Raw genomic sequence first — 18,263 nt, 5'->3', positions numbered from 1 at the left:
GTATGACGCGGATCCCGCCGGATCCGCACCAGCAGCACAGCAGGACCACAGCAGCACCACAGCTTCACCGTGATCGCATCGGACTCCGCCGGGTCCGGTGCGATCCGTTTTTGTGCCGTGTTCGTGCCCTCTTTCGTGCCTTGGCACCACGTCCCGGACGTGGTGCCATTGCACATATTAAATCGACGCCCTTCCGGAGGGCGTCGGGTTCCGTGATTCCGGAACGACTTCACGTGACTCCCGTCACATGCCGCGGGCTTGTGGATCTTGCGTACGGTGCGGTAGTGAACTCCCGCGCCGGAAGGGGGTGTCGGGAGGGCGAAGGCATACAAAAAGACCCGGCTCCTCGCGGAACCGGGTCTCCGGGTCGAACGTGTGCGGTAACTCTTGCGGTCCTGACGGGATTTGAACCCGCGGCCTCCACCTTGACAGGGTGGCGAGCACTCCAAACTGCTCCACAGGACCTCGCTGCGGAACAGACTCTACAGCAGGTCAGGGGGTGCGGTCGAACTCGATCACGAGAGGGGCCGCGGTCAGGCCCAGGCGGCGTCCAGGGCCTTGAAGACGCGCTTGTCGGAGACCGGGAAGGCCGTGCCCAGGGCGTGGGCGAAGTAGCTCACGCGCAGCTCCTCGATCATCCAGCGGATGTCGCGGACCGACGCCGGGACGGGACGGCCGGCGGGCTGCGCGGCCAGCAGTTCGGCGTACTCCGACTGGATCTCGCGGACCTTCTCCATCCGGGTGGCGTCGCGCTGGGCGCCCGTCGGCATCTGCTGGAGGCGGCGGTCGGCGGCCACCAGGTAGCGCATGACGTCCGGGAGGCGCTTGAGGCCCGCCTCGGTCACGAAACCGGGGCGTACGAGGGCCGCCAGCTGCTCGCGGACGTCGGCGGTGTTGGCGAGCAGCGCGGGGCTCGTGGTGTCCTTCAGCCGGCGCTCGCAGGAGTGCCAGGCGGCCAGCACCTGCTGGACCTGGCGGACCGTGCGGACGGTCAGCTCGACCAGGTCCGCGCGCACCGCGTCGTAGAGCTTGCGATAGCCCTCCTCGTCCCACGCCGGGCCGCCGTGGTCGGCGATCAGGCGGTCCGCGGCGGCGGTGGCGCAGTCCTCGAAGAGGGCCTGGACGCTGCCGTGCGGATTGCGGGACAGATTCAGCTTCTGCTGGTTGGAGAGCTGGTCGGCGACGAACTTCGCCGGGTTGACCGGGACGTTCAGCAGGATCAGCCGGCGCGTGCCGCGCCACATCGCCGCGGCCTGCTCCGGCTCGGTGTCGAAGAGCTTGACCGCGACCGTGGCGCCCTCGTCGACGAGCGCCGGATACGCCTTGACCGGCTGCCCCGCGCGCCGGGTCTCGAAGGTGCGCGGGAGCGCGCCGACCGTCCAGTCCTTCAGGCCCGTGCGCTGCTCCACGGAGGCCAGCGCGGGGTCCGAGGCACGCTCGAAGGCCTTGGTGATGGCCGCGCGCGTCTTCGGCTTCAGACGCAGCTTGAGCGCCTCCAGGTCCTTGTCCTCGGCGACGGTACGGCGCCGCTCGTCGACGACCCGGAAGGTGACCTTCAGGTGATCCGGCACCTTCGCCAGATCGAAGTCCTCGGCGGCCACCGGCACACCGACCATCCGCTGCAACTCCCGCGCCAGCACGGACGGCAGGGGGTCGGGCCCGGCGACCGCCCGCTCCAGGAACGCCTTCGCGTAGTTCGGCGCGGGCACGTAGTGCCGGCGGATCGGCTTGGGCAGCGAGCGGATCAGCTCGGTCACGACCTGCTCGCGCAGGCCCGGGATCTGCCAGTCGAAGCCGTCCGGCACCGCCTGGTTGAGCACCTGGAGCGGGACGTGCACGGTCACGCCGTCGGCGTCCGCGCCCGGCTCGAACTGGTAGGTGACACGGAACTTGAGCGAGCCCTGCCGCCACGAGTCCGGGTAGTCGGCCTTGGTGACCGCCTCCGCGTTCTCGTTGATCAGCATCGAGTGCTCGAAGGTCAGCAACTCCGGCTCTTCGCGCCGCCGGTGCTTCCACCAGGAGTCGAAGTGCGCGCCGGACACCACGTGTTCGGGGATCCGGGCGTCGTAGAAGTCGTACAGCGTCTCGTCGTCCACCAGGATGTCGCGGCGCCGGGCCCGGTGTTCCAGCTCCTCGACCTCGCCGAGCAGCTTGCGGTTGTCCTGGAAGAACTGGTGGTGGGTGCGCCAGTCGCCCTCGACCAGGGCGTTGCGGATGAACAGCTCGCGGGAGATCTCGGGGTCGATACGCCCGTAGTTGACCTTGCGCTGCGCCACCAGCGGCACGCCGTACAGCGTCACCTTCTCGTACGCCATCACCGCCGCCTGGTCCTTCTCCCAGTGCGGCTCGCTGTAGCTGCGCTTGACCAGGTGCTGGGCGAGCGGCTCGACCCACTCCGGCTCGATCTTCGCGTTGACCCGCGCCCACAGCCGGGAGGTCTCCACCAGCTCTGCGGACATGATCCACCGCGGCGGCTTCTTGAACAGCGCCGAACCCGGGAAGACCGCGAACTTCGCACTGCGGGCGCCCAGATACTCGTTCTTCGCCTCGGGATCCTTCAGCCCGATGTGCGACAGCAGACCCGCCAGCAGCGACTGGTGCACCCGCACCGGATCGGCCGAGTCGTCGTCCGACGCGGGCTCGGTCACAGTGATGCCCATGGACTTCGCGACCTGCTTGAGCTGGCTGTAGATGTCCTGCCACTCGCGGATCCGCAGGTAGTTCAGGAACTCCCCGCGGCACATCCGGCGGAAGGCCGACGACGACAACTCCCGCTGCCGGCCCCGCACGTACGTCCACAGGTGCAGGAAGGACAGGAAGTCGCTGCCCTCGTCGCGGAATCGGGCATGGCTCTGGTCGGACTGCTGCTGCTTGTCCGCGGGCCGCTCGCGCGGATCCTGGATCGACAGCGCCGCCGCGATCACCATCACCTCGCGCACGCAGCCGTTGCGCTCCGCCTCCAGCACCATACGGGCCAGCCGCGGGTCCACGGGCAGCTGCGCGAGCTTGCGGCCGGTCTGCGTGAGCCGCTTGCGCGGATCCTTCTGGGCCGCGTCCAGCGCGCCCAGCTCCTCCAGCAGCTGCACACCGTCCTTGATGTTGCGGCTGTCCGGCGGGTCGATGAACGGGAAGCGCGCGATGTCGCCGAGCCCGGCCGCGGTCATCTGCAAGATGACCGAGGCCAGGTTCGTCCGCAGGATCTCCGCGTCCGTGAACTCCGGGCGGGAGAGGAAGTCGTCCTCGTCGTACAGCCGGATGCAGATGCCGTCCGACGTACGGCCGCAGCGCCCCTTGCGCTGGTTGGCGCTCGCCTGGCTGATCGGCTCGATCGGCAGCCGCTGCACCTTCGTACGGTGGCTGTAGCGCGAGATACGGGCCGTTCCCGGGTCGATCACGTACCGGATGCCGGGGACGGTCAGCGACGTCTCCGCGACGTTCGTCGCCAGCACCACCCGGCGCCCCGCGTGCTGCTGGAAGACCCGGTGCTGCTCGGCCGACGACAGCCGCGCGTACAGCGGCAGCACCTCGGTGTGCCGCAGGTTCCTCTTGCCCAGCGCGTCCGCCGTGTCGCGGATCTCCCGCTCGCCCGACAGGAAGACCAGGATGTCGCCCGGCCCCTCCGCCTGCAGCTCGTCCACCGCGTCGCAGATCGCCGTGATCTGGTCCCGGTCCGCGTCCTCGCCGCCCTCTTCGAGCAGCGGGCGGTACCGCACCTCCACCGGATACGTCCGGCCGCTCACCTCGACGATCGGGGCGTCCCCGAAATGCCGCGAGAAACGCTCCGGGTCGATCGTCGCCGACGTGATGACGACCTTCAGGTCCGGGCGGCGCGGCAGCAGCTGGGCCAGATAGCCCAGGATGAAGTCGATGTTCAGGCTGCGCTCGTGCGCCTCGTCGATGATGATCGTGTCGTACGCGCGCAGCTCGCGGTCCGTCTGGATCTCCGCGAGCATGATGCCGTCCGTCATCAGCTTGACCAGGGTCTGCTCGCCGACCTGGTCGGTGAAGCGGACCTTCCAGCCGACCGCCTCGCCCAGCGGCGACCGCAGCTCCTCCGCCACCCGCTCGGCGACCGTACGGGCCGCGATCCGGCGGGGCTGCGTGTGCCCGATCAGGCCGCGCACCCCGCGGCCCAGCTCCAGGCAGATCTTCGGGATCTGCGTCGTCTTGCCCGAACCCGTCTCACCCGCGACGATCACCACCTGGTGGTCGCGGATCGCCGCGAGGATCTCGTCCCGCTTCTGGCTCACCGGGAGCGCGGCGGGGTAGGTGATCTCCGGCACATTCGCCCTGCGGGCGGCTATACGCTGCTCCCCGCGGTCGATCTCCCGGTCGATCTCGGCGAGCACGGCGTCGCGCGCCTCGGCCTTCCTGATCCGCCGGACGCCCTCCAGCCGCCGCCCGAGCCGCTGCTCGTCGCGCAGCGAAAGCGCCGGGAGGCGGCGGGCCAGGTCGTTGGTTGCGTAAGTAGACATACGGTCCTCATGCTCGCACCTGCGGTGGGCCTGGAGCGAACCCATTTCGCCGCCGGGCACCTTTCCGCCGGGTGGCGGGGGTGAGCTCGCGGCTGCGCCGCGGGGCGAGCGTTTTTAGGGGCGCGGGGAACTGCGCGGCCCGCCCCCACCGGCCGGTGGTCCGGATCGGACCGAAGAGACCCTTCGGGTCGGTATCCGACCCGCGCCCCGGTGGGGGCTTGTCGCGCAGTTCCCCGCGCCCCTAAAAAACGCGTGCCCGGCGCGGCGGCGAAAAGCGCTCGCCCCCGCGGCGGCGGAAACGGGGCCCGGCGCGGGAGTGGGGGATGTCGCCCGGCGGGCGTAACTGCGGGGGCGCGGGGGGCGGGGGATGGTTAGCGTGGCGGGTATGAGGGCGAGGGCGGCGGCGGGGTGGAAGGGGCTCCGCAGCTCACCCTTCTGGCCCGCCTGCGTGCTGGTCGTCCTGATCGCCGCCGCCGCGGGCCTGTTCGCCGGCTCGTACACGTACGCCATGGCGAATCCGACGCCGCGGTTCATCCCGACGGCCGTCACCGGCATCCCGACCTCGCAGGTCAAGCGCGCGGAGTTCGTCGCGGGGATGGAGAAGGCGCTGGGGGCGTCGCTCAAGCTGCACCACTACGACACGTTCGCGCAGGCGAAGGACGCGGTGGAGGAACAGCGGGTCTTCGCGATCCTGCGCGAGCCGGGCCGGGCGGAGGTGGGGGAGGCGATGGACGCGCCGCGGCTGTACGTGTCGTCGGCGTCCGGTGCGAGCGTCGCCGAGCTGCTCGCGCAGACCGCGCCCGCGGTGGGCGGCTCGATCGGCGTGCCGGTGACCGTCAGTGACATCAACCCGCTGCAGAAGGGCGACCCGCGGGGGCTGGCGATCTTCTACATCTCGCTGGCCGCGGTGATCCTCGGCTTCGTCGGTGCGATCCAGCTCAGCGTGCACGCGCGTGCCCTCAATCCCGCGGAGCGCATCGCGTTCATCGTGGCGTACGCGATGCTCGGCGGTTTCTCGATCGCCGCGGTCGTGGACTGGGGGCTGGGGGCGCTGCGGCTGCCGTTCGCGGAGTCGTGGGCGATCCTGGCGTTCACGATGTTCACGTCGGGCATGGTCTTCACGATGTTCAACACGCTGGTCGGGCGGTGGGCGATGCTGCCGACGTGGGGCCTGATGGTGCTGCTCGGCAATCCGTCGTCGGGCGGGGCGGTGTCGTGGCCGCTGCTGCCGTCGCTGCTGGGGCGGATCGGGCGCTGGCTGCCGCCGGGCGGGTCGGTGAACGCGCAGCACACCGCCGTCTACTTCGGGGGGCACCAGCACGCCTTCCCGTTCCTGGTGCTCGCAGGGTGGGCGGCGGTGTCGACCGCGGTCTTCGTGGGGTGGCGGCACCGGCATCCGGGCGGGCGCTGACCCGTACCGCCGGAAAACGGTGAAGGCCCCGCTCCACCAGGGAACGGGGCCTCCATCGTGCGGTGGCTGGGGCCGGGGTCGAACCGGCGACCTACCGCTTTTCAGGCGGTCGCTCGTACCAACTGAGCTACCCAGCCGCAGCGGTCCTGACGGGATTTGAACCCGCGGCCTCCACCTTGACAGGGTGGCGAGCACTCCAAACTGCTCCACAGGACCTTGCTGTACTGCTCTGCACTGCTTGTGTGCGGGACAAGTCTGACACACCAGGTGCCATGCTCTCGCACGGGTTTTGCGACCCTCCGGAGGACCTTGCCCTCCGTGACCGGCCGGGCACCGCCCGCAGGCCGTTGTCGCTGGATCAGCGTATCAGACCTGCGAGGGCGTCCCGAAACGCATGATCAGCCGGTGGCGGCGGCGCCGCCGTAGTACGCCTCGATGGGGGCGCGGGCCTCGTCGAAGAGGGCGGGGCCGCCCAGCGGGACGGTCGGCCAGGCGCCGGACTCCGGGTGGAGGGCGACGAGCTGGCCGGTGGACAGGGCGTACACGACGCGGCCGAGGCCGGAGCGCATGATCGCGCCCGCGCACATCGAGCAGGGCTGGCAGCTGGTGTACATGGTCGTGCGGCCGGCCTCCTCCGCGTCCAGCTCACGGGCGGCCCAGCGGGCGAGCTTCAGCTCGGGGTGGGCGGTGATGTCGCTGTCGCGCCGCACGGTGTTGTGGTCCTCGGCGAGCACGGTGCCGTCCGGTCCGGCCAGCAGGGAGCCGAAGGGCGCGTCGCCGGTCTCGACGGCGCGGGCGGCGAGCGCGATGGCCCGCCGCAGCAGCGCCTCGTCGGCGGGGGTCAGGACGGTGCCGGTGCCCGGGTCGGAGCCGGTGCCGGGGTCCTGGGCGGACGACGGCTCGGGGGTGGGCTCGGGTGTGGCTTCCGGGGCGGGCGAGGGGTCGGTCATGGGGCGGTCCTCCGGTGGGCGGCGAGGGCGGCGAGGGCCTGCCAGGCCGGTTCGGGCGTACGGGTCTGCTCCGGGTCCCCGTGGTACGGGTCGAGGACGACGGCGGTGGCGCCGAGGCGTTCCAGTTCGGCGAGGTCGCCGGCTATCTGGTCGAGGGTGCCGACCCCGGCGGGACGGTCGGGGCCGGTGGCGGGGGCGTCGGTCACGTCGAAGGCGATCCGGGGCGCGAGCGCGGGCAGGTCGGGGTGCTCGGCGAGGATGGCGCGCAGCCGGGGCAGGGCGAGGCGCAGCGGGTGCCAGGCGTCGCCGTGCCGGACGGCCCGCCGGATCGCCGCCCGGCTGCTGCCGCCGACCCACAGCGGTACGGGTGTCGCGCCGCCGGGCCGCGCCTCGTGCAGCGCGGCCAGGTGCGCGTCGGTGAGGCGGCCGCGGTCGGCGAAGGGCACGCCGAGGGCGGCGAACTCCTGCGGGGACCAGCCCGCTCCGACGCCGAGCACGAACCGTTCGCCGCTGAGCTGCTGCAGGCCCTCCGCCATGCGGGCGACCAGCAGCGGGTGGCGGTAGGGCAGCACGGTCACGGTGGTGCCGAGCCGTACGGCGCGGGTGAGGCCGGCCAGCCACGCGAGGGTCGTGAAGGGGTCGTAGAACGGTTCGGGGTAGCGCTCGGCGACGTCCGGGGTGACGGTCACGTGGTCGGACATCATGAGCAGGTCGTAGCCCAGCTCCTCGATCCGGCTCGCCCACTCGCGCAGCACGCCCGGGTCGGTGCCCGGCCCGAAGTTCGGGACGTTGACGCCTAGTTGCATGGCGTCGAGGCTATCCCGGCGGATGCGCCGGACTGAAGGGACTTCTCGTGGTGACGGGAGCCTGTTGCGGTGAATCTCCCGGTAGTATCGGCGTATGGCCGGGAATCCCGATGAACTGGACGACGTGGACTGGGCGATCGTCGGACAGCTCCAGCACGAGGCGCGGCTCTCGTTCAGCGAGCTGGGGCGGCGGGTCGGGCTGAGCGCGTCGGCCACCACCGAGCGGGTGCGGCAGCTGGAATCCCTCGGCGTCGTCACCGGCTACCACGCGGCCGTGGACCTCACGAAGGTCGGCTACCCCGTGCTCGCCGTCGTCCGCCTGAAGTACCCCGGCAACCGCCACCAGCCGCTGCACCGGCTGCTCACCGACCGCCGGGAGATCCTGGAGTGCCTGCGCACGACCGGTGACGACTGCTACACGCTCAAGGTCGCGGCCACCTCGATGGAGCACCTGGAGACGCTCGTGGACGAACTCGCCGGATTCGGCAGCACGACCACGAGCGTCGTCTACCGGCAGACGCTGCCCTTCCGCGGCCCGGCGCGGCCCTGAGCGCGGTCAGCGGCGGGCCGTCACCGTCATGTCGGCGTGCCCGACGACATGGCCCGCCATCGTGAACGTCGTGACGGTCGCGGGCGTCTCGGCGGGCAGCTCCAGGGACGGCACGTCCAGCGCGTAGACCGTGATCCGGTAGTGGTGCGTGACGTCCCCGGCGGGCGGGCACGGGCCCAGATAGCCCTTCGCCCCGGCGTCGTTGGTGCCCACCACGCTGCCCGCGGGCGGGGTCGCGCCCAGGGCGCGCGCGGACGCCGGGATGTCCCACGTCTCCCAGTGCCAGAAACCCGCGCCCGAGGGCGCGTCCGGGTCGTACATCGTCACCGCGTAGCTGCGGGTGCCCGCGGGCGCGCCGTGCCAGGACAGCCGCACCTGCCGGTTGCCGCCCGCGCAGCCGAAGGCGTTCGCCCAGGTGTCGGCGGGGAAGGTGCCGTGGTCGCGCACGTCGGGGCTGGTCACGGTGAAGCGCGCGGCACCCTGCGGGACGCCCGAGCGGATCTGCTGGTGGCCGTACGCGGGCTGCCGGGGCGAACTGCTGTGCGCGGTGACGGCGCCGGCCGCGGCGACGGCGACGGTGGCGGCCGCGACGGCGGTGGCGGTACGGGCGCTGCTCCTCATGGTGTCCTCCGGTGTGCTCGTGATCGGTGGGGCTCCACGATCGGGCGGTGCGGGGAGGGCGGGGAAGGCCGCGCGGAACCTGGCATCCGCAGTGCCAGGCTCCCGGGCGTATCCCGGTGGACGGTGGGGCGCGGCGGCGCCGATCATGGGCCGCATGAACGGCACGGCGGAGCGCGGGCAGGGGCGGGGCGGCGGGCCGCGGCGCCCCGAACTGGCGGAGTTCCTGCGGGCTATGCGCGCCCGGCTCGTCCCGCGGGACGTGGGCCTGCCGGACGCCGGACGGCGCCGCACCCCCGGACTGCGGCGGCAGGAGGTCGCGCAGCTCGCCGCCGTCAGCATCGACTGGTACATCCGGCTGGAGCAGGGCCGGGTGGGCGTCCCCGGCACCGCCGTGCTGGACGCCGTGGCCGGGGCCCTGCGGCTGACACCGAGCGAGCGCCAGCACCTGCACCTGGTCGCGCGGGGCGAGGCGCCGCCGATCGCGTACGCGCCCGTGCCCGTCGCCGACTCGCTGCGGATCCTGCTGGACGGCATGCCGCTGTGGCCCGCGTACGTCGTCGACTTCCGGATGGACGTCCTGGCGTGGAACGCCGCCGCCTCCGCCCTCTTCGGCGAGGACTTCGGCACGGGCGCCGCTGCCAACACCGCCTGGCTGCTCTTCGCCCCGGGCTCGCGGCTGCGCGCCGCCCAGCTCGACTGGCAGCGCGTGGCCCGCGAGACGGTCGGCAACCTGCGGGCCCAGTCCGCCCGCCACCCCGACGACCCGCGCCTGCGCGCGCTGGTGGCCGAACTGCACTCCGTGAGCCCGGAGTTCGCCGCCTGGTGGGACGACCACACGGTCCGCACCCGCAGCCACGGCACAAAGCGCCTGCGGCACGCGGTGGTGGGCGAACTGTCCGTCCGCTACGACGTGCTGGCCACGTGCGACGGCTCCGAGCACTACCTGGTGGCCGTCACCCCGGCGGACCCCGCCACCGAACGCGGCCTGCGCCGCCTGCTGTCGGACCGCGGCGGACTGCGCGGGGCCGACAACGTACGGGCGATCGGGGCGTAGGGCCCGCGCGGGCTAGCCCTCCCGGGCCGCCAGCAGCGCCGCCAGCTGGCGCAGCGGTTCGGGGCCGAAGACGCGGACGACGACGGTGTCCGCGCCGGCGTCCGCCAACTCCACCACGCGCGCCGCGGCTTGCGCGGCCGTACCGGAGACGGAGAACAGCTCGTCCGGGGTGCGGCCCAGCCAGGAGGCGTGGTCCTCCAGGAAGACGCGCAGCGCGGCCGCCGCGCGGTCCGGGTCGTCGCCCACCGCGCCCGCCGCGTACACGGTGACGCCGAAGCCGTCCCCGGCGCCGCCCTTGCGGGCCAGCTCCAGGGCCGTACGGACGTCGTCCGGGCCGTGGCCCTCGGCGAGCAGCGTGCCGTCCGCGACCCTCCCGGCCAGCTCCAGCGAGCGCGGCCGCACCACCCCGGCGACGACCGGCGGCGCCACCTCCGGCGGATGCACCAGCCGCACCCCGTCGAGCCGCACCTCGCGCCCGTCCAGCTCGACCTTCTCGCCGCGCAGCAGTGCCCGCACCGCCGTGATCGTCTCGTCCAGCATCGCCAGCGGCGACCGCGGGGCGGCACCGACCTGCGTCATCCAGCCCGGCACACCGTGCCCGACCCCGGCGACCAGCCGACCCGGGAACGCCCGTTCCAGCGTGGCCAGTTCCATCGCCAGCAGGGCGGGGCTGCGCAGCGGCGCGGGCGCGATCCCGATCCCGACCCGGATCCGTGTCGTCGCCCCGAGCGCGATCGCGGCGGCGGACACACCGCCGTTCCACCCCAGGTCCTCCACGACCCACAGGTCGTCGAGCCCGGTCTCCTCCGCCTGCCGCGCGAAGCCGGCGAGCCCGGCCGGATCCCACTCGCGGTCGTACATCACGCCGACACGTACGTTCGTCATGCAGGGAACCTACGTCCGTCTCCACCGGCGATCAACGCCCCCACCGGTCCCGACCTCAAGGGCCGCGCCCCGGCTCACCCCGCCGCGGGCGTGACGTCCCCCGCGGGCACGTACAGCTGCACGTCCCGCTCCGTGGTGAGCGGCATGACCCGCCCCATCCCGACCTCCCGGAAGTGCTCCGACGCGCGGTGCGCCGCGAACGCGGCCTCGTCCGCGTACCGTTCGATGCTCACGAACCGGCCGGGCGTCTCCTCGGACCGCAGCACCTCGAACGACAGGCACCCGTCCTCCTCCCGGCACGCCGCCCCGAACTCGCCCAGGATCCGTGCGAATCCGTCGGCGTCCTCCGGCTCGCAGACCATCGTGGCAACGACAAGCACATGCGCGTCCATCCCCTCACCCTAGCCAGAGAATGCCGGCGACCGCTTCGAGGCGGGTCACGCCGCGGGGGACCGGCGCACCGTCCCGGCGTGGGGCGGGGCGGTGCGCCGGCCGGTCAGGGGTGGTCGCGGAGGACGGCCGAGCGGCCCGGGGGGAGGGTGAGTCCGGCGGCGGGGATGGTGCGGGCGGTGAGGAGGTCGTGGCCCGTGGCGGGGACGGTGACGGGGGCGGCCGTGTGGTTGATCAGGAAGAGCCAGCTGCGGTCGCCGGAGGGGGCGTGGCGGCGGATCGCCTCGACTCCCGGCGGGACGGGGATCTCGGGGCGGACACCGGACTCGGTGAGCAGGCGGGCGATCAGGGCCGTGTAGGACGGGTCGTCGAGGCGGGTGGAGGCGTACCAGGCGGCGCCGGAGCCGTAGGCGTGGCGGGCCAGGGCGGGTGCGCCCGCGAGCGCGCCCTCGGTGTAGGAGGCGACGGCCTCGGCCGGGTCGGTGAGGCGCAGCAGCTCGCTCCACTCGGTGGCGTGCGAGCCGTCGGACAGGGCGGCCACCGTGTCGGCGGCGAGCGGGCGGTGCTCCTCGACCCGTACGCCGAGCGCGACGCGCAGCGGCTCCGCGGGGTAGCCGCCGAGCCGGGCGTGGTGGCGTTCGTCGACGACGCCCGCGAAGTGCTGGACGAGGAGCGTGCCGCCGCCGTGGACGTACGCCCGCAGGCGTTCGGCGTCGGCGTCGGAGAGCAGGAACAGGGCGGGGGCGATCAGGAGTTCGTAGCGGCCGAGGTCGGGGTCGGCGGGGTGGGCGAGGTCCGCGGTGATCCCGGCGTCCCACAACGCGCGGTGGGCGCGGCGCAGTTCGCGGTGGTAGTCCAGCGACGCGGAGGGCAGGCCCTGCCCGTCGAGCGCCCACCAGCAGTCGGAGTCGTGCAGCACGGCGGCCCGCGGCCGTACGACCGAGCCGGCCAGTTCGCCGAGCCGGGCGACCACCGCGCCCGTGTCGGTGACCTCGCGGAAGACCCGGGAGTCGGGCCCGGCGTGCGGGACCATCGCGGAGTGCCAGATCTCGGCCCCGGCGCGGGACTGGCGCCACTGGAAGAAGAGCGTGCCCTCCGAGCCGCGGGCGATGTGCGCGAGGGAGTGCCGCAGCAGCTCGCCCGGTTCCTTCGGCAGCGTGCGGTCGGCGGTGTAGACGGTGTTGGCGCCCTGCTCGATCAGCAGCCACGGCTTGCCGCCGCCGAAGGAGCGGGCGCGGTCGGCGCCGAAGGCGGTGTCGGCGGCGGCGTCGAGGCCGGGCGCGGCGGGGTAGTGGTCGATGCCGACGACGTCCACCTCGCGGCCGAACGCCCACAGGTCCAGCACCTGGTAGCCGGGCAGCATCAGGTTGGTGGTGACGGGACGGTCGGGCGTGGTGTGCGCGCGGATCGCGTCGCGCTGCTCGCGGTAGGCGTCGAGCGCGAGGTCGGACCAGAACCGGCGGTAGTCCAGGGCGAGTCCGGGGTTGCGGTGCCACTGGGTGGCGCGCGGCGGCAGGATCTGCTCCCAGGAGCCGTAGCGCTGGCTCCAGAAGGCCGTTCCCCAGGCGTCGTTGACCGCGTCGAGGGTGCCGTGCCGGGCGCGCAGCCAGACCCGGAAGGCCGCGGCGGCGTGGTCGCAGTGGCACAACGTCGCGTACTCGTTGTGGACGTGCCACATCGCGACGGCCGGATGGTCGCCGTAGCGCCGCGCGAGCGCGTCCGCGATTCGCACGCAGGCCTGCCGGTAGGCGGGCGCGGCCAGGCAGTAGGTGTCCCGGCTGCCGTGTGTGAGGCGTACGCCCTCGGCGGTGACGGGCATCGCGTCGGGGTGCGCGAGGGTGAACCACGGCGGGGGCGAGGCGGTGGGCGTGGCGAGGTCCACGGCGACGCCGCCCGCGTGCAGGCGGTCCAGGTGCGCGTCGAGCCATGCGAAGTCGTAGCGGCGCTCCTCGGGTTCGAGCAGCGCCCAGGAGAAGACGCCGACCGTGACGAGGTTGACGTGCGCCCAGCGCATCAGGAGGTCGTCCTCCTTCCACACGGCCTCGTCCCACTGCTCGGGGTTGTAGTCCCCGCCGAAGGCGAGCCGTCCGCCGAGCCGCCGCACGACACCGTCGGTGGCCCCGCTCATGACGCCGACTGCCTTGCCTCAGAGGCGGGTTGCGCACGGAAAGCGGGCATGGCGAAGCCTTTCGGGGACGGTGGAGGGCGAGCGGGAAGGGTTCAGCGCACCGGCGCGGGGCCCGTGCTCTCGCGCGGGGTGAGCACCGGGGTGAGCAGGCTGACCTCGGCGGTGGGCCGGTCGTCCAGCCGGTTCATCACCAACTGCACGGCCCGCCGTCCGAGTTCGTGGGCGGGTCCGGTCACCGCGGTGAGCCGCGGCGAATACTGCTCGGCCAGCGGCTCGGGGCACAGCGCCACCACCGACGCGTCCTCGGGCACGACCCGGCCGCTGGTGCGCAGCAGGCTCAGCAGCGGGCCGATCGCGCCCTCGTTCTGCACCACGAAGCCCGTGGTGGCGGGGCGGTCGGCGAGGATCCGGGACAGCGCGCCCGCCGTGGACTCGTAACTGCCCTCGCACGGGCGGTGCAGCACCCGCAGTCCGCGTTCGGCGGCGCGCGCGCGGAAGCCGCTGAGGGTGCGCTCGGCGTAACCGGCGTGCCGCTGGTAGACGGCGGGGGCGTAGCCGATGAAGGCGATGTCCTGGTGGCCGAGGTCGGCGAGGTGCTCGGCGCACAGCGCGCCCGCGTCCGCGAAGTCGTGGTCCACGCAGGCCAGTCCGGTGGTGTCGGCGGGAAGTCCGATGAGCGCGGCGTGCGTTCCGGTCTCGCGCAGCACGGGGATGCGGGCGTCGTCGAGTTCGACGTCCATCAGGATCACCCCGTCGGCGAGCCCGCTCGCGGCCACCCGGCGCAGCCCCTCCGGGCCCTCGTCGTTGGTGATCAGCAGCACGTCGTAGCCGAAGCTGCGGGCCGCGACGGTCACGGAGATCGCTATCTCCATCATGACCGGCACGTAGACGTCGGTGCGCAGCGGCACGACGAGCGCGATGATGTGCGAGCGTTTCCCGGCCAGCGCGCGGGCGCCCGCGTTGGGGTGGTACCCCAGGTCGCTGATCGCCTTCTCCACGCGCTCCCTGGTCGGGGTCGAGATGGAGCGCTTGCCGCTGAGGACATAGCTGACGGTGCTCGCGGAGACGCCCGCGTGCTTGGCCACCTCGGCCAAAGTCACCATGCTGGTGAACCCTTCGTGTCGTGCCGCTGGTTGTCCATGGTGTCGCCCGGGGGCCGGTCCCGTCACGCAGCGGGGGATGGGCGTGCGGGACCGGCCCTGTCTGGGGTGGGGCGGCGTCAGCCCTTGATCGCGCCGGTGAGCATGCCCTTCGCGAAGTGCTTCTGCATGAACGGGAAGACGATGGTGATGGGGAGCAGGGTGAGGACGACGACGGCCATCTGGAGGGACAGCGGGGCCGTCTGCGAGTGGCCGGCGACGCCGAAGCCGCTGTTCACCTGACCCGGCATGTTCATACCCCGGTTGACGTATTCGTACAGCACCATCTGCAGCGGCCACTTCTGGTTGTCGGCCGGCATGTAGAGCATGGCGTTGAAGAAGGTGTTCCAGTAACCGACCGCGTAGAAAAGGGAGATGACGGCCGTCACCGCGCGGGAGGTGGGCAGCACGACCGACCACAGGATGCGCCACTCGTTGGCGCCGTCCATGCGGGCCGCGTCGATGAGTTCGCCCGCGGTGTTGGAGTAGAAGCTGCGCAGCACCAGGATGTTGAAGACGCTCACCGCGCTGGGCAGGATCAGCGCCCAGTACTGCCCGAGTCCGCCGAGTCCGTTGATGACCAGGAAGGTCGGGATCAGGCCGCCGTTGACGAACATCGTGACGACGAGCAGGAGCAGCAGGAAGCGGTGGCCGAGGGAGCGCGCGCGGGACAGCCCGTACGCGCACAGGATCGACACGGCCATCGAGATCGCGGTGCCGACGACCGTGATGCCCAGCGTGACGAACAGCGAGCGGCGCACCGTGCCGTCGCTGAGCATCGTGGTGTACGCGTCCAGCGTGAGCCCGTCGGGGACGATGACCAGGCCGCCGGCCCGGTTGATCGCGCCGGGCGTGGAGAAGCTGGTGAGGATCACGCAGTACAGCGGCAGCAGGATGAGCAGCACCACGGCGCCGAGCGTGAGCCCCTTGGCGCCCTGGCCGGCGGCGGACGGCGGCTCCTCCCACGCGGGGCGGTTCGGGTTGCGCCGACGGGCGGGCACCCGCGCGGGGGGTGCGGTCAGAGTCGTCATTTCCGGTACAGTCCGTCCTCGCCGAAGCGGTGGGCCAGCTTGTTGGCACCCCAGATCAGCAGCAGCGAGATGACGCTCTTGAAGATGCCCGCGGCAGCGCCGTAGCTGTAGTTCTGGGTCCCGATGCCGTAGTAGAAGGAGAAGGTGTCGAGGACGTCGGCGGCGTCGTGGCCCACGGCGAAGCGCTGGACGAGTAGCTGCTCGAAGCCGACCGAGAGCGTGTTGCCGAGCCGCAGCACGAGCATCAGCACGATGACGCTGCGCATGCCGGGCAGCGTGATGTGCCACATCCGCCGCCAGCGGCCCGCGCCGTCGGACGCGGCCGCCTCGTACAGGTTCTGGTCGATGGCCGACAGGGCGGCGAGGAAGACGATGATGCCCCAGCCCGCGTCCTTCCACACCACCTGCGAGGTCACCAGCAGGGAGAAGGTGTGCGGGTTGGTCATCACGTCCCAGGTGCCCAGGTCGTGCTGGCGCAGGAAGTGGTTGAGCAGGCCCGCGCCGCCCAGCATCTGCTGGAAGAGCGTGACGACGAGCACCCACGAGTAGAAGTGCGGCAGGAAGGTGATGGCCTGGATGACCGACCGCAGGCGGGAGTTGAGGACGGAGTTGAGCAGCAGCGCCAGCAGGATCGGGATCGGGAAGAACAGCAGGAGCTGCACGGCGCTGATGTAGAGGGTGTTCTCCAGCGCGTGCCAGAACAGCGGGTCGCCGAAGAGCTGGCGGAACTGGTACAGCCCGACCCACTCGCTGTTCCTGATGCCGTCCAGCGGGTCGTAGTACTGGAAGGCGGTCACGGTGCCGAAGAGCGGCAGGTAGTTGAAGACGAGCAGCAGCGCGATGGCCGGCAGCGTCATCAGGATCAGCGACTTGTCGCGGCGCAGCCGGATCCGCCAGGTGAGCCGGTTCTGGTCGGGCAGGGCCGCGAGGGCCTGCCGGGCCTGCCGCCGGGCGGCGCGCCGGGAGGGCTTCCCGGCTGCGCCGCCCTCGGGACCGTCGCCCGGGTGCTGCTGTTCGTCCTCGCCCTGGTCGGCGACGGTCGAGGCCATGGTCCGATTCCCCTTACTGGCCCGTGCCGAGCTTGTCGAGGACGTTCGCCTGGTACCAGGCGACCATCGCGTCGCCGCCGCCGCTGCCCTTCCAGGTGCTGACCGCGTCCTGGAAGGCCGAGACCGGCTTGATGCCGTGGTAGACGTCCTTGATGGTGTCCTCGACGGCCTGCCCGGCGTCGGCGGTGGCGTAGCGCTGCGGCACGGTGATGTTCATGTTCCAGAACACCGGCTTGTAGGCGTACTTGGCCGCCTCCGCGTTCCAGGCGCAGCGGTCCTTGGTGACCTGCGGGAAGTCCGGGTTGTTGATGACGTTGACCCCCGTCGCGAGGAAGGGGTACGTCTGCGCCTGGACGTCGGCCAGGCCCGACTTGGTGGGCGTCGGGCCGTTGGAGCCCATCGTGAAGTCGGTGCCCTCGACGCCGAAGTTGACCAGCTGGTACTCGACCGTGCCGTACGGCGCCGCCAGGTAGTCGGCGATCCGCAGGCACTCCTCGATCTGCGCGGGCTTGAGCTTGGCGTTGAGGTAGCTGAACTCGCCCGCCGAGGCGCTGAGGAACAGCCGCGGCGCCTTGCTGCCGTCCGCCGAGAAGGGCTTGAACGAGCCCCGCCGGAAGTTCTTGTCGGCCGCGACACCGGCCTGCGCGTCGGCCCCGTTCCAGGCGCCCGTGCCGTCACCGTTGATGAGGGCCTTGCCCGCGTAGAAGCGGGTCTTGGCGTCGTTGTTGTTGCCCGCCAGCGCGTCGGGGTGCATGTAGCCCGACTTGGCGAGCTTGTAGCACCAGTTGAGCGCCTCCAGCAGCTCGGGCTGCTCGTACTTGTGCACCAGCTTGCCGTCGGTGACGGTGAACTTCTGCGAGAAGTCGAAGATCTGGAACATGTAGGCCCACACGTCGTCGAAGGCCCACACGTTGCCCTTGGCGTCGGTGAGTTCCTTGCCGAGGCTCATGAAGTCGTCGGCGGACTTCACGTCGTCGGGGTTGATGCCCTTGGCCTCGAAGACGTCGGCCCGGTAGTAGAACTGGCCGGGCAGGCCGAAACCGGTGGAGAAGCTCGGTATGCCGTACAGCTTGTCCTGCCACATGCCGGCCGTCCACGCGCCGGTCGGCAGCGCCGCCAGGTTCGGGTACTTCTTGACCTTGTCGCCCGCGAGGTAGGGCGTGAGGTCCGCCAGCTGGGTGCCGCACAACTCGCCGACCTTGAAGGTGGAATTCCACCAGCCCGGCATCTGCACCCAGTCGGGCAGCTTGTTCGCGGCCGTGAGCGTGGTGATCGTCGTGTCGTACGTGACGCCGTTGGCGGGCTTCATCGTGAGCGTGGCGCCCAGCGCCTCGTTCATGGCCTTGTAGAAGGAGTTGCCCGCCGACGGGATGGTGCCCCACAGCGGGGTCAGCGTGGTGTACGTGCCGCCCGCGCCGGGCTTGTTGGCGACCGACTTCGCCGGGCTGGACGGGTACTTGAGGAAGCCGGGGTCGGTGACCGCCCCGGCGGCGCCGGTCACCGAGGGGATGTCGGCCTGCACGGCGGTGCTCGGCACGTACGCCGGAAGGGCCGCGGCGGCGCCCTTCTTGGTGTTCGTACCGCCCTTGCGCTTGGTCTCGCTGTTCTTGCCACCGCCGCCGCACGCGGCGAGCAGCGGGGACAGCGCGGCGGTTCCGGCGACGGCGACCGCGCCGTTCACAAAGGATCTGCGGTTCAACTCGATGCTCATGATGGGGCGGCCCTTCGCCTGAGAGGTTCCGTGACGAGCGTCGTGCAAGGCAGGTGGGAGAAA

Annotated in this window: 14 protein-coding genes and 3 tRNA genes; 3 read left to right on the top strand and 14 right to left on the bottom strand. The window is 71.9% G+C overall.

Going from position 1 to position 18,263, the window contains the following annotated elements; genetic code table 11:
* Positions 1 to 390 precede the first annotated feature (390 nt).
* Together ACWERV_RS07065 and hrpA are read right to left on the bottom strand one after the other, a co-directional pair.
* Positions 391 to 465: transfer RNA gene (locus tag ACWERV_RS07065), tRNA-Asp, on the bottom strand.
* 68 nt (positions 466 to 533) lie between these two features.
* Positions 534 to 4,475: an ATP-dependent RNA helicase HrpA gene (gene hrpA, locus ACWERV_RS07060; RefSeq protein WP_452929798.1), complete on the bottom strand. Its 3,942-nt coding sequence runs from the start codon at positions 4,473 to 4,475 to the stop codon at positions 534 to 536.
* Positions 4,476 to 4,842: 367 nt separating this feature from the next.
* Here hrpA and ACWERV_RS07055 point away from each other — a divergent pair, with 367 nt between their 5' ends.
* Positions 4,843 to 5,886 carry an ABC transporter permease gene (locus ACWERV_RS07055; RefSeq protein WP_452929795.1) on the top strand — a complete coding sequence of 348 codons (1,044 nt, stop codon included), beginning with the start codon at positions 4,843 to 4,845 and terminating at the stop codon, positions 5,884 to 5,886.
* Positions 5,887 to 5,949: 63 nt separating this feature from the next.
* On the opposite strand, the gene ACWERV_RS07050 is transcribed toward ACWERV_RS07055, so the two are convergent.
* The 4 genes from ACWERV_RS07050 to ACWERV_RS07035 form a co-directional block, all read right to left on the bottom strand.
* Positions 5,950 to 6,023, bottom strand: a tRNA-Phe gene (locus ACWERV_RS07050).
* 4 nt (positions 6,024 to 6,027) lie between these two features.
* Positions 6,028 to 6,102, bottom strand: a tRNA-Asp gene (locus ACWERV_RS07045).
* A 182-nt stretch (positions 6,103 to 6,284) separates the two neighbouring features.
* Complete coding sequence (locus ACWERV_RS07040) at positions 6,285 to 6,836, bottom strand: deaminase (RefSeq protein WP_452929793.1); 552 nt, start codon at positions 6,834 to 6,836, stop codon at positions 6,285 to 6,287.
* Complete coding sequence (locus ACWERV_RS07035; protein ID WP_452929790.1) at positions 6,833 to 7,642, bottom strand: LLM class flavin-dependent oxidoreductase; 810 nt, start codon at positions 7,640 to 7,642, stop codon at positions 6,833 to 6,835. Before ACWERV_RS07035 ends, ACWERV_RS07040 begins: the two co-directional genes overlap by 4 nt.
* A 94-nt stretch (positions 7,643 to 7,736) precedes the next feature.
* Between ACWERV_RS07035 and ACWERV_RS07030 the strand changes: the two genes are divergently transcribed.
* A complete protein-coding gene (locus ACWERV_RS07030) occupies positions 7,737 to 8,192 on the top strand; it encodes an Lrp/AsnC family transcriptional regulator (protein ID WP_398175922.1) in 456 nt (151 codons plus the stop codon).
* Between the two features lie 6 nt (positions 8,193 to 8,198).
* On the opposite strand, the gene ACWERV_RS07025 is transcribed toward ACWERV_RS07030, so the two are convergent.
* Positions 8,199 to 8,813, bottom strand: a complete 615-nt coding sequence (locus tag ACWERV_RS07025; RefSeq protein ID WP_452929786.1) for a YbhB/YbcL family Raf kinase inhibitor-like protein — start codon at positions 8,811 to 8,813, stop codon at positions 8,199 to 8,201.
* A gap of 154 nt (positions 8,814 to 8,967) precedes the next feature.
* Here ACWERV_RS07025 and ACWERV_RS07020 point away from each other — a divergent pair, with 154 nt between their 5' ends.
* The gene (locus ACWERV_RS07020; RefSeq protein WP_452929785.1) at positions 8,968 to 9,867 is read left to right on the top strand and encodes a helix-turn-helix transcriptional regulator; all 900 of its coding nucleotides are present in this window, start codon (positions 8,968 to 8,970) and stop codon (positions 9,865 to 9,867) included.
* Between the two features lie 12 nt (positions 9,868 to 9,879).
* Here the strand turns inward: ACWERV_RS07020 and ACWERV_RS07015 are convergent, their stop codons facing one another.
* The 7 genes from ACWERV_RS07015 to ACWERV_RS06985 all read right to left on the bottom strand — a co-directional run bounded on the left by ACWERV_RS07015 (position 9,880) and on the right by ACWERV_RS06985 (position 18,200).
* Positions 9,880 to 10,752 carry an LLM class flavin-dependent oxidoreductase gene (locus tag ACWERV_RS07015; RefSeq protein ID WP_452929782.1) on the bottom strand — a complete coding sequence of 291 codons (873 nt, stop codon included), beginning with the start codon at positions 10,750 to 10,752 and terminating at the stop codon, positions 9,880 to 9,882.
* A 74-nt stretch (positions 10,753 to 10,826) separates the two neighbouring features.
* Positions 10,827 to 11,144 carry a putative quinol monooxygenase gene (locus ACWERV_RS07010; RefSeq protein ID WP_452929779.1) on the bottom strand — a complete coding sequence of 106 codons (318 nt, stop codon included), beginning with the start codon at positions 11,142 to 11,144 and terminating at the stop codon, positions 10,827 to 10,829.
* Between the two features lie 104 nt (positions 11,145 to 11,248).
* Positions 11,249 to 13,270, bottom strand: a complete 2,022-nt coding sequence (locus ACWERV_RS07005; protein ID WP_452929775.1) for a beta-galactosidase — start codon at positions 13,268 to 13,270, stop codon at positions 11,249 to 11,251.
* Positions 13,271 to 13,362: 92 nt separating this feature from the next.
* Positions 13,363 to 14,373, bottom strand: coding sequence for a LacI family DNA-binding transcriptional regulator (locus ACWERV_RS07000; protein WP_452929772.1), 1,011 nt, complete (start codon positions 14,371 to 14,373; stop codon positions 13,363 to 13,365).
* Positions 14,374 to 14,489: 116 nt separating this feature from the next.
* Positions 14,490 to 15,440, bottom strand: a complete 951-nt coding sequence (locus ACWERV_RS06995) for a carbohydrate ABC transporter permease (protein ID WP_452929769.1) — start codon at positions 15,438 to 15,440, stop codon at positions 14,490 to 14,492.
* Positions 15,437 to 16,489, bottom strand: a complete 1,053-nt coding sequence (locus ACWERV_RS06990) for an ABC transporter permease (RefSeq protein WP_452929767.1) — start codon at positions 16,487 to 16,489, stop codon at positions 15,437 to 15,439. Before ACWERV_RS06990 ends, ACWERV_RS06995 begins: the two co-directional genes overlap by 4 nt.
* A gap of 13 nt (positions 16,490 to 16,502) precedes the next feature.
* Positions 16,503 to 18,200: an ABC transporter substrate-binding protein gene (locus ACWERV_RS06985; RefSeq protein ID WP_452929765.1), complete on the bottom strand. Its 1,698-nt coding sequence runs from the start codon at positions 18,198 to 18,200 to the stop codon at positions 16,503 to 16,505.
* Positions 18,201 to 18,263 lie beyond the last annotated feature (63 nt).

Source organism: Streptomyces sp. NPDC004031, assembly GCF_053604375.1.
This window is presented reverse-complemented; position numbering and strand designations above follow the sequence as displayed.

Coding starts and splice junctions, on each gene's coding strand:
- ACWERV_RS07035 (WP_452929790.1), bottom strand. CDS start 7,642: ATGCAACTAGGCGTCAACGTCCCGAACTTCGGGCCGGGCACCGACCCG.
- ACWERV_RS07030 (WP_398175922.1), top strand. CDS start 7,737: ATGGCCGGGAATCCCGATGAACTGGACGACGTGGACTGGGCGATCGTC.
- ACWERV_RS07000 (WP_452929772.1), bottom strand. CDS start 14,373: ATGGTGACTTTGGCCGAGGTGGCCAAGCACGCGGGCGTCTCCGCGAGC.
- ACWERV_RS07015 (WP_452929782.1), bottom strand. CDS start 10,752: ATGACGAACGTACGTGTCGGCGTGATGTACGACCGCGAGTGGGATCCG.
- ACWERV_RS07055 (WP_452929795.1), top strand. CDS start 4,843: ATGGTTAGCGTGGCGGGTATGAGGGCGAGGGCGGCGGCGGGGTGGAAG.
- ACWERV_RS07020 (WP_452929785.1), top strand. CDS start 8,968: ATGAACGGCACGGCGGAGCGCGGGCAGGGGCGGGGCGGCGGGCCGCGG.
- ACWERV_RS07005 (WP_452929775.1), bottom strand. CDS start 13,270: ATGAGCGGGGCCACCGACGGTGTCGTGCGGCGGCTCGGCGGACGGCTC.
- ACWERV_RS06990 (WP_452929767.1), bottom strand. CDS start 16,489: ATGGCCTCGACCGTCGCCGACCAGGGCGAGGACGAACAGCAGCACCCG.
- ACWERV_RS06995 (WP_452929769.1), bottom strand. CDS start 15,440: ATGACGACTCTGACCGCACCCCCCGCGCGGGTGCCCGCCCGTCGGCGC.
- ACWERV_RS07025 (WP_452929786.1), bottom strand. CDS start 8,813: ATGAGGAGCAGCGCCCGTACCGCCACCGCCGTCGCGGCCGCCACCGTC.
- ACWERV_RS07010 (WP_452929779.1), bottom strand. CDS start 11,144: ATGGACGCGCATGTGCTTGTCGTTGCCACGATGGTCTGCGAGCCGGAG.
- hrpA (WP_452929798.1), bottom strand. CDS start 4,475: ATGTCTACTTACGCAACCAACGACCTGGCCCGCCGCCTCCCGGCGCTT.
- ACWERV_RS06985 (WP_452929765.1), bottom strand. CDS start 18,200: ATGAGCATCGAGTTGAACCGCAGATCCTTTGTGAACGGCGCGGTCGCC.
- ACWERV_RS07040 (WP_452929793.1), bottom strand. CDS start 6,836: ATGACCGACCCCTCGCCCGCCCCGGAAGCCACACCCGAGCCCACCCCC.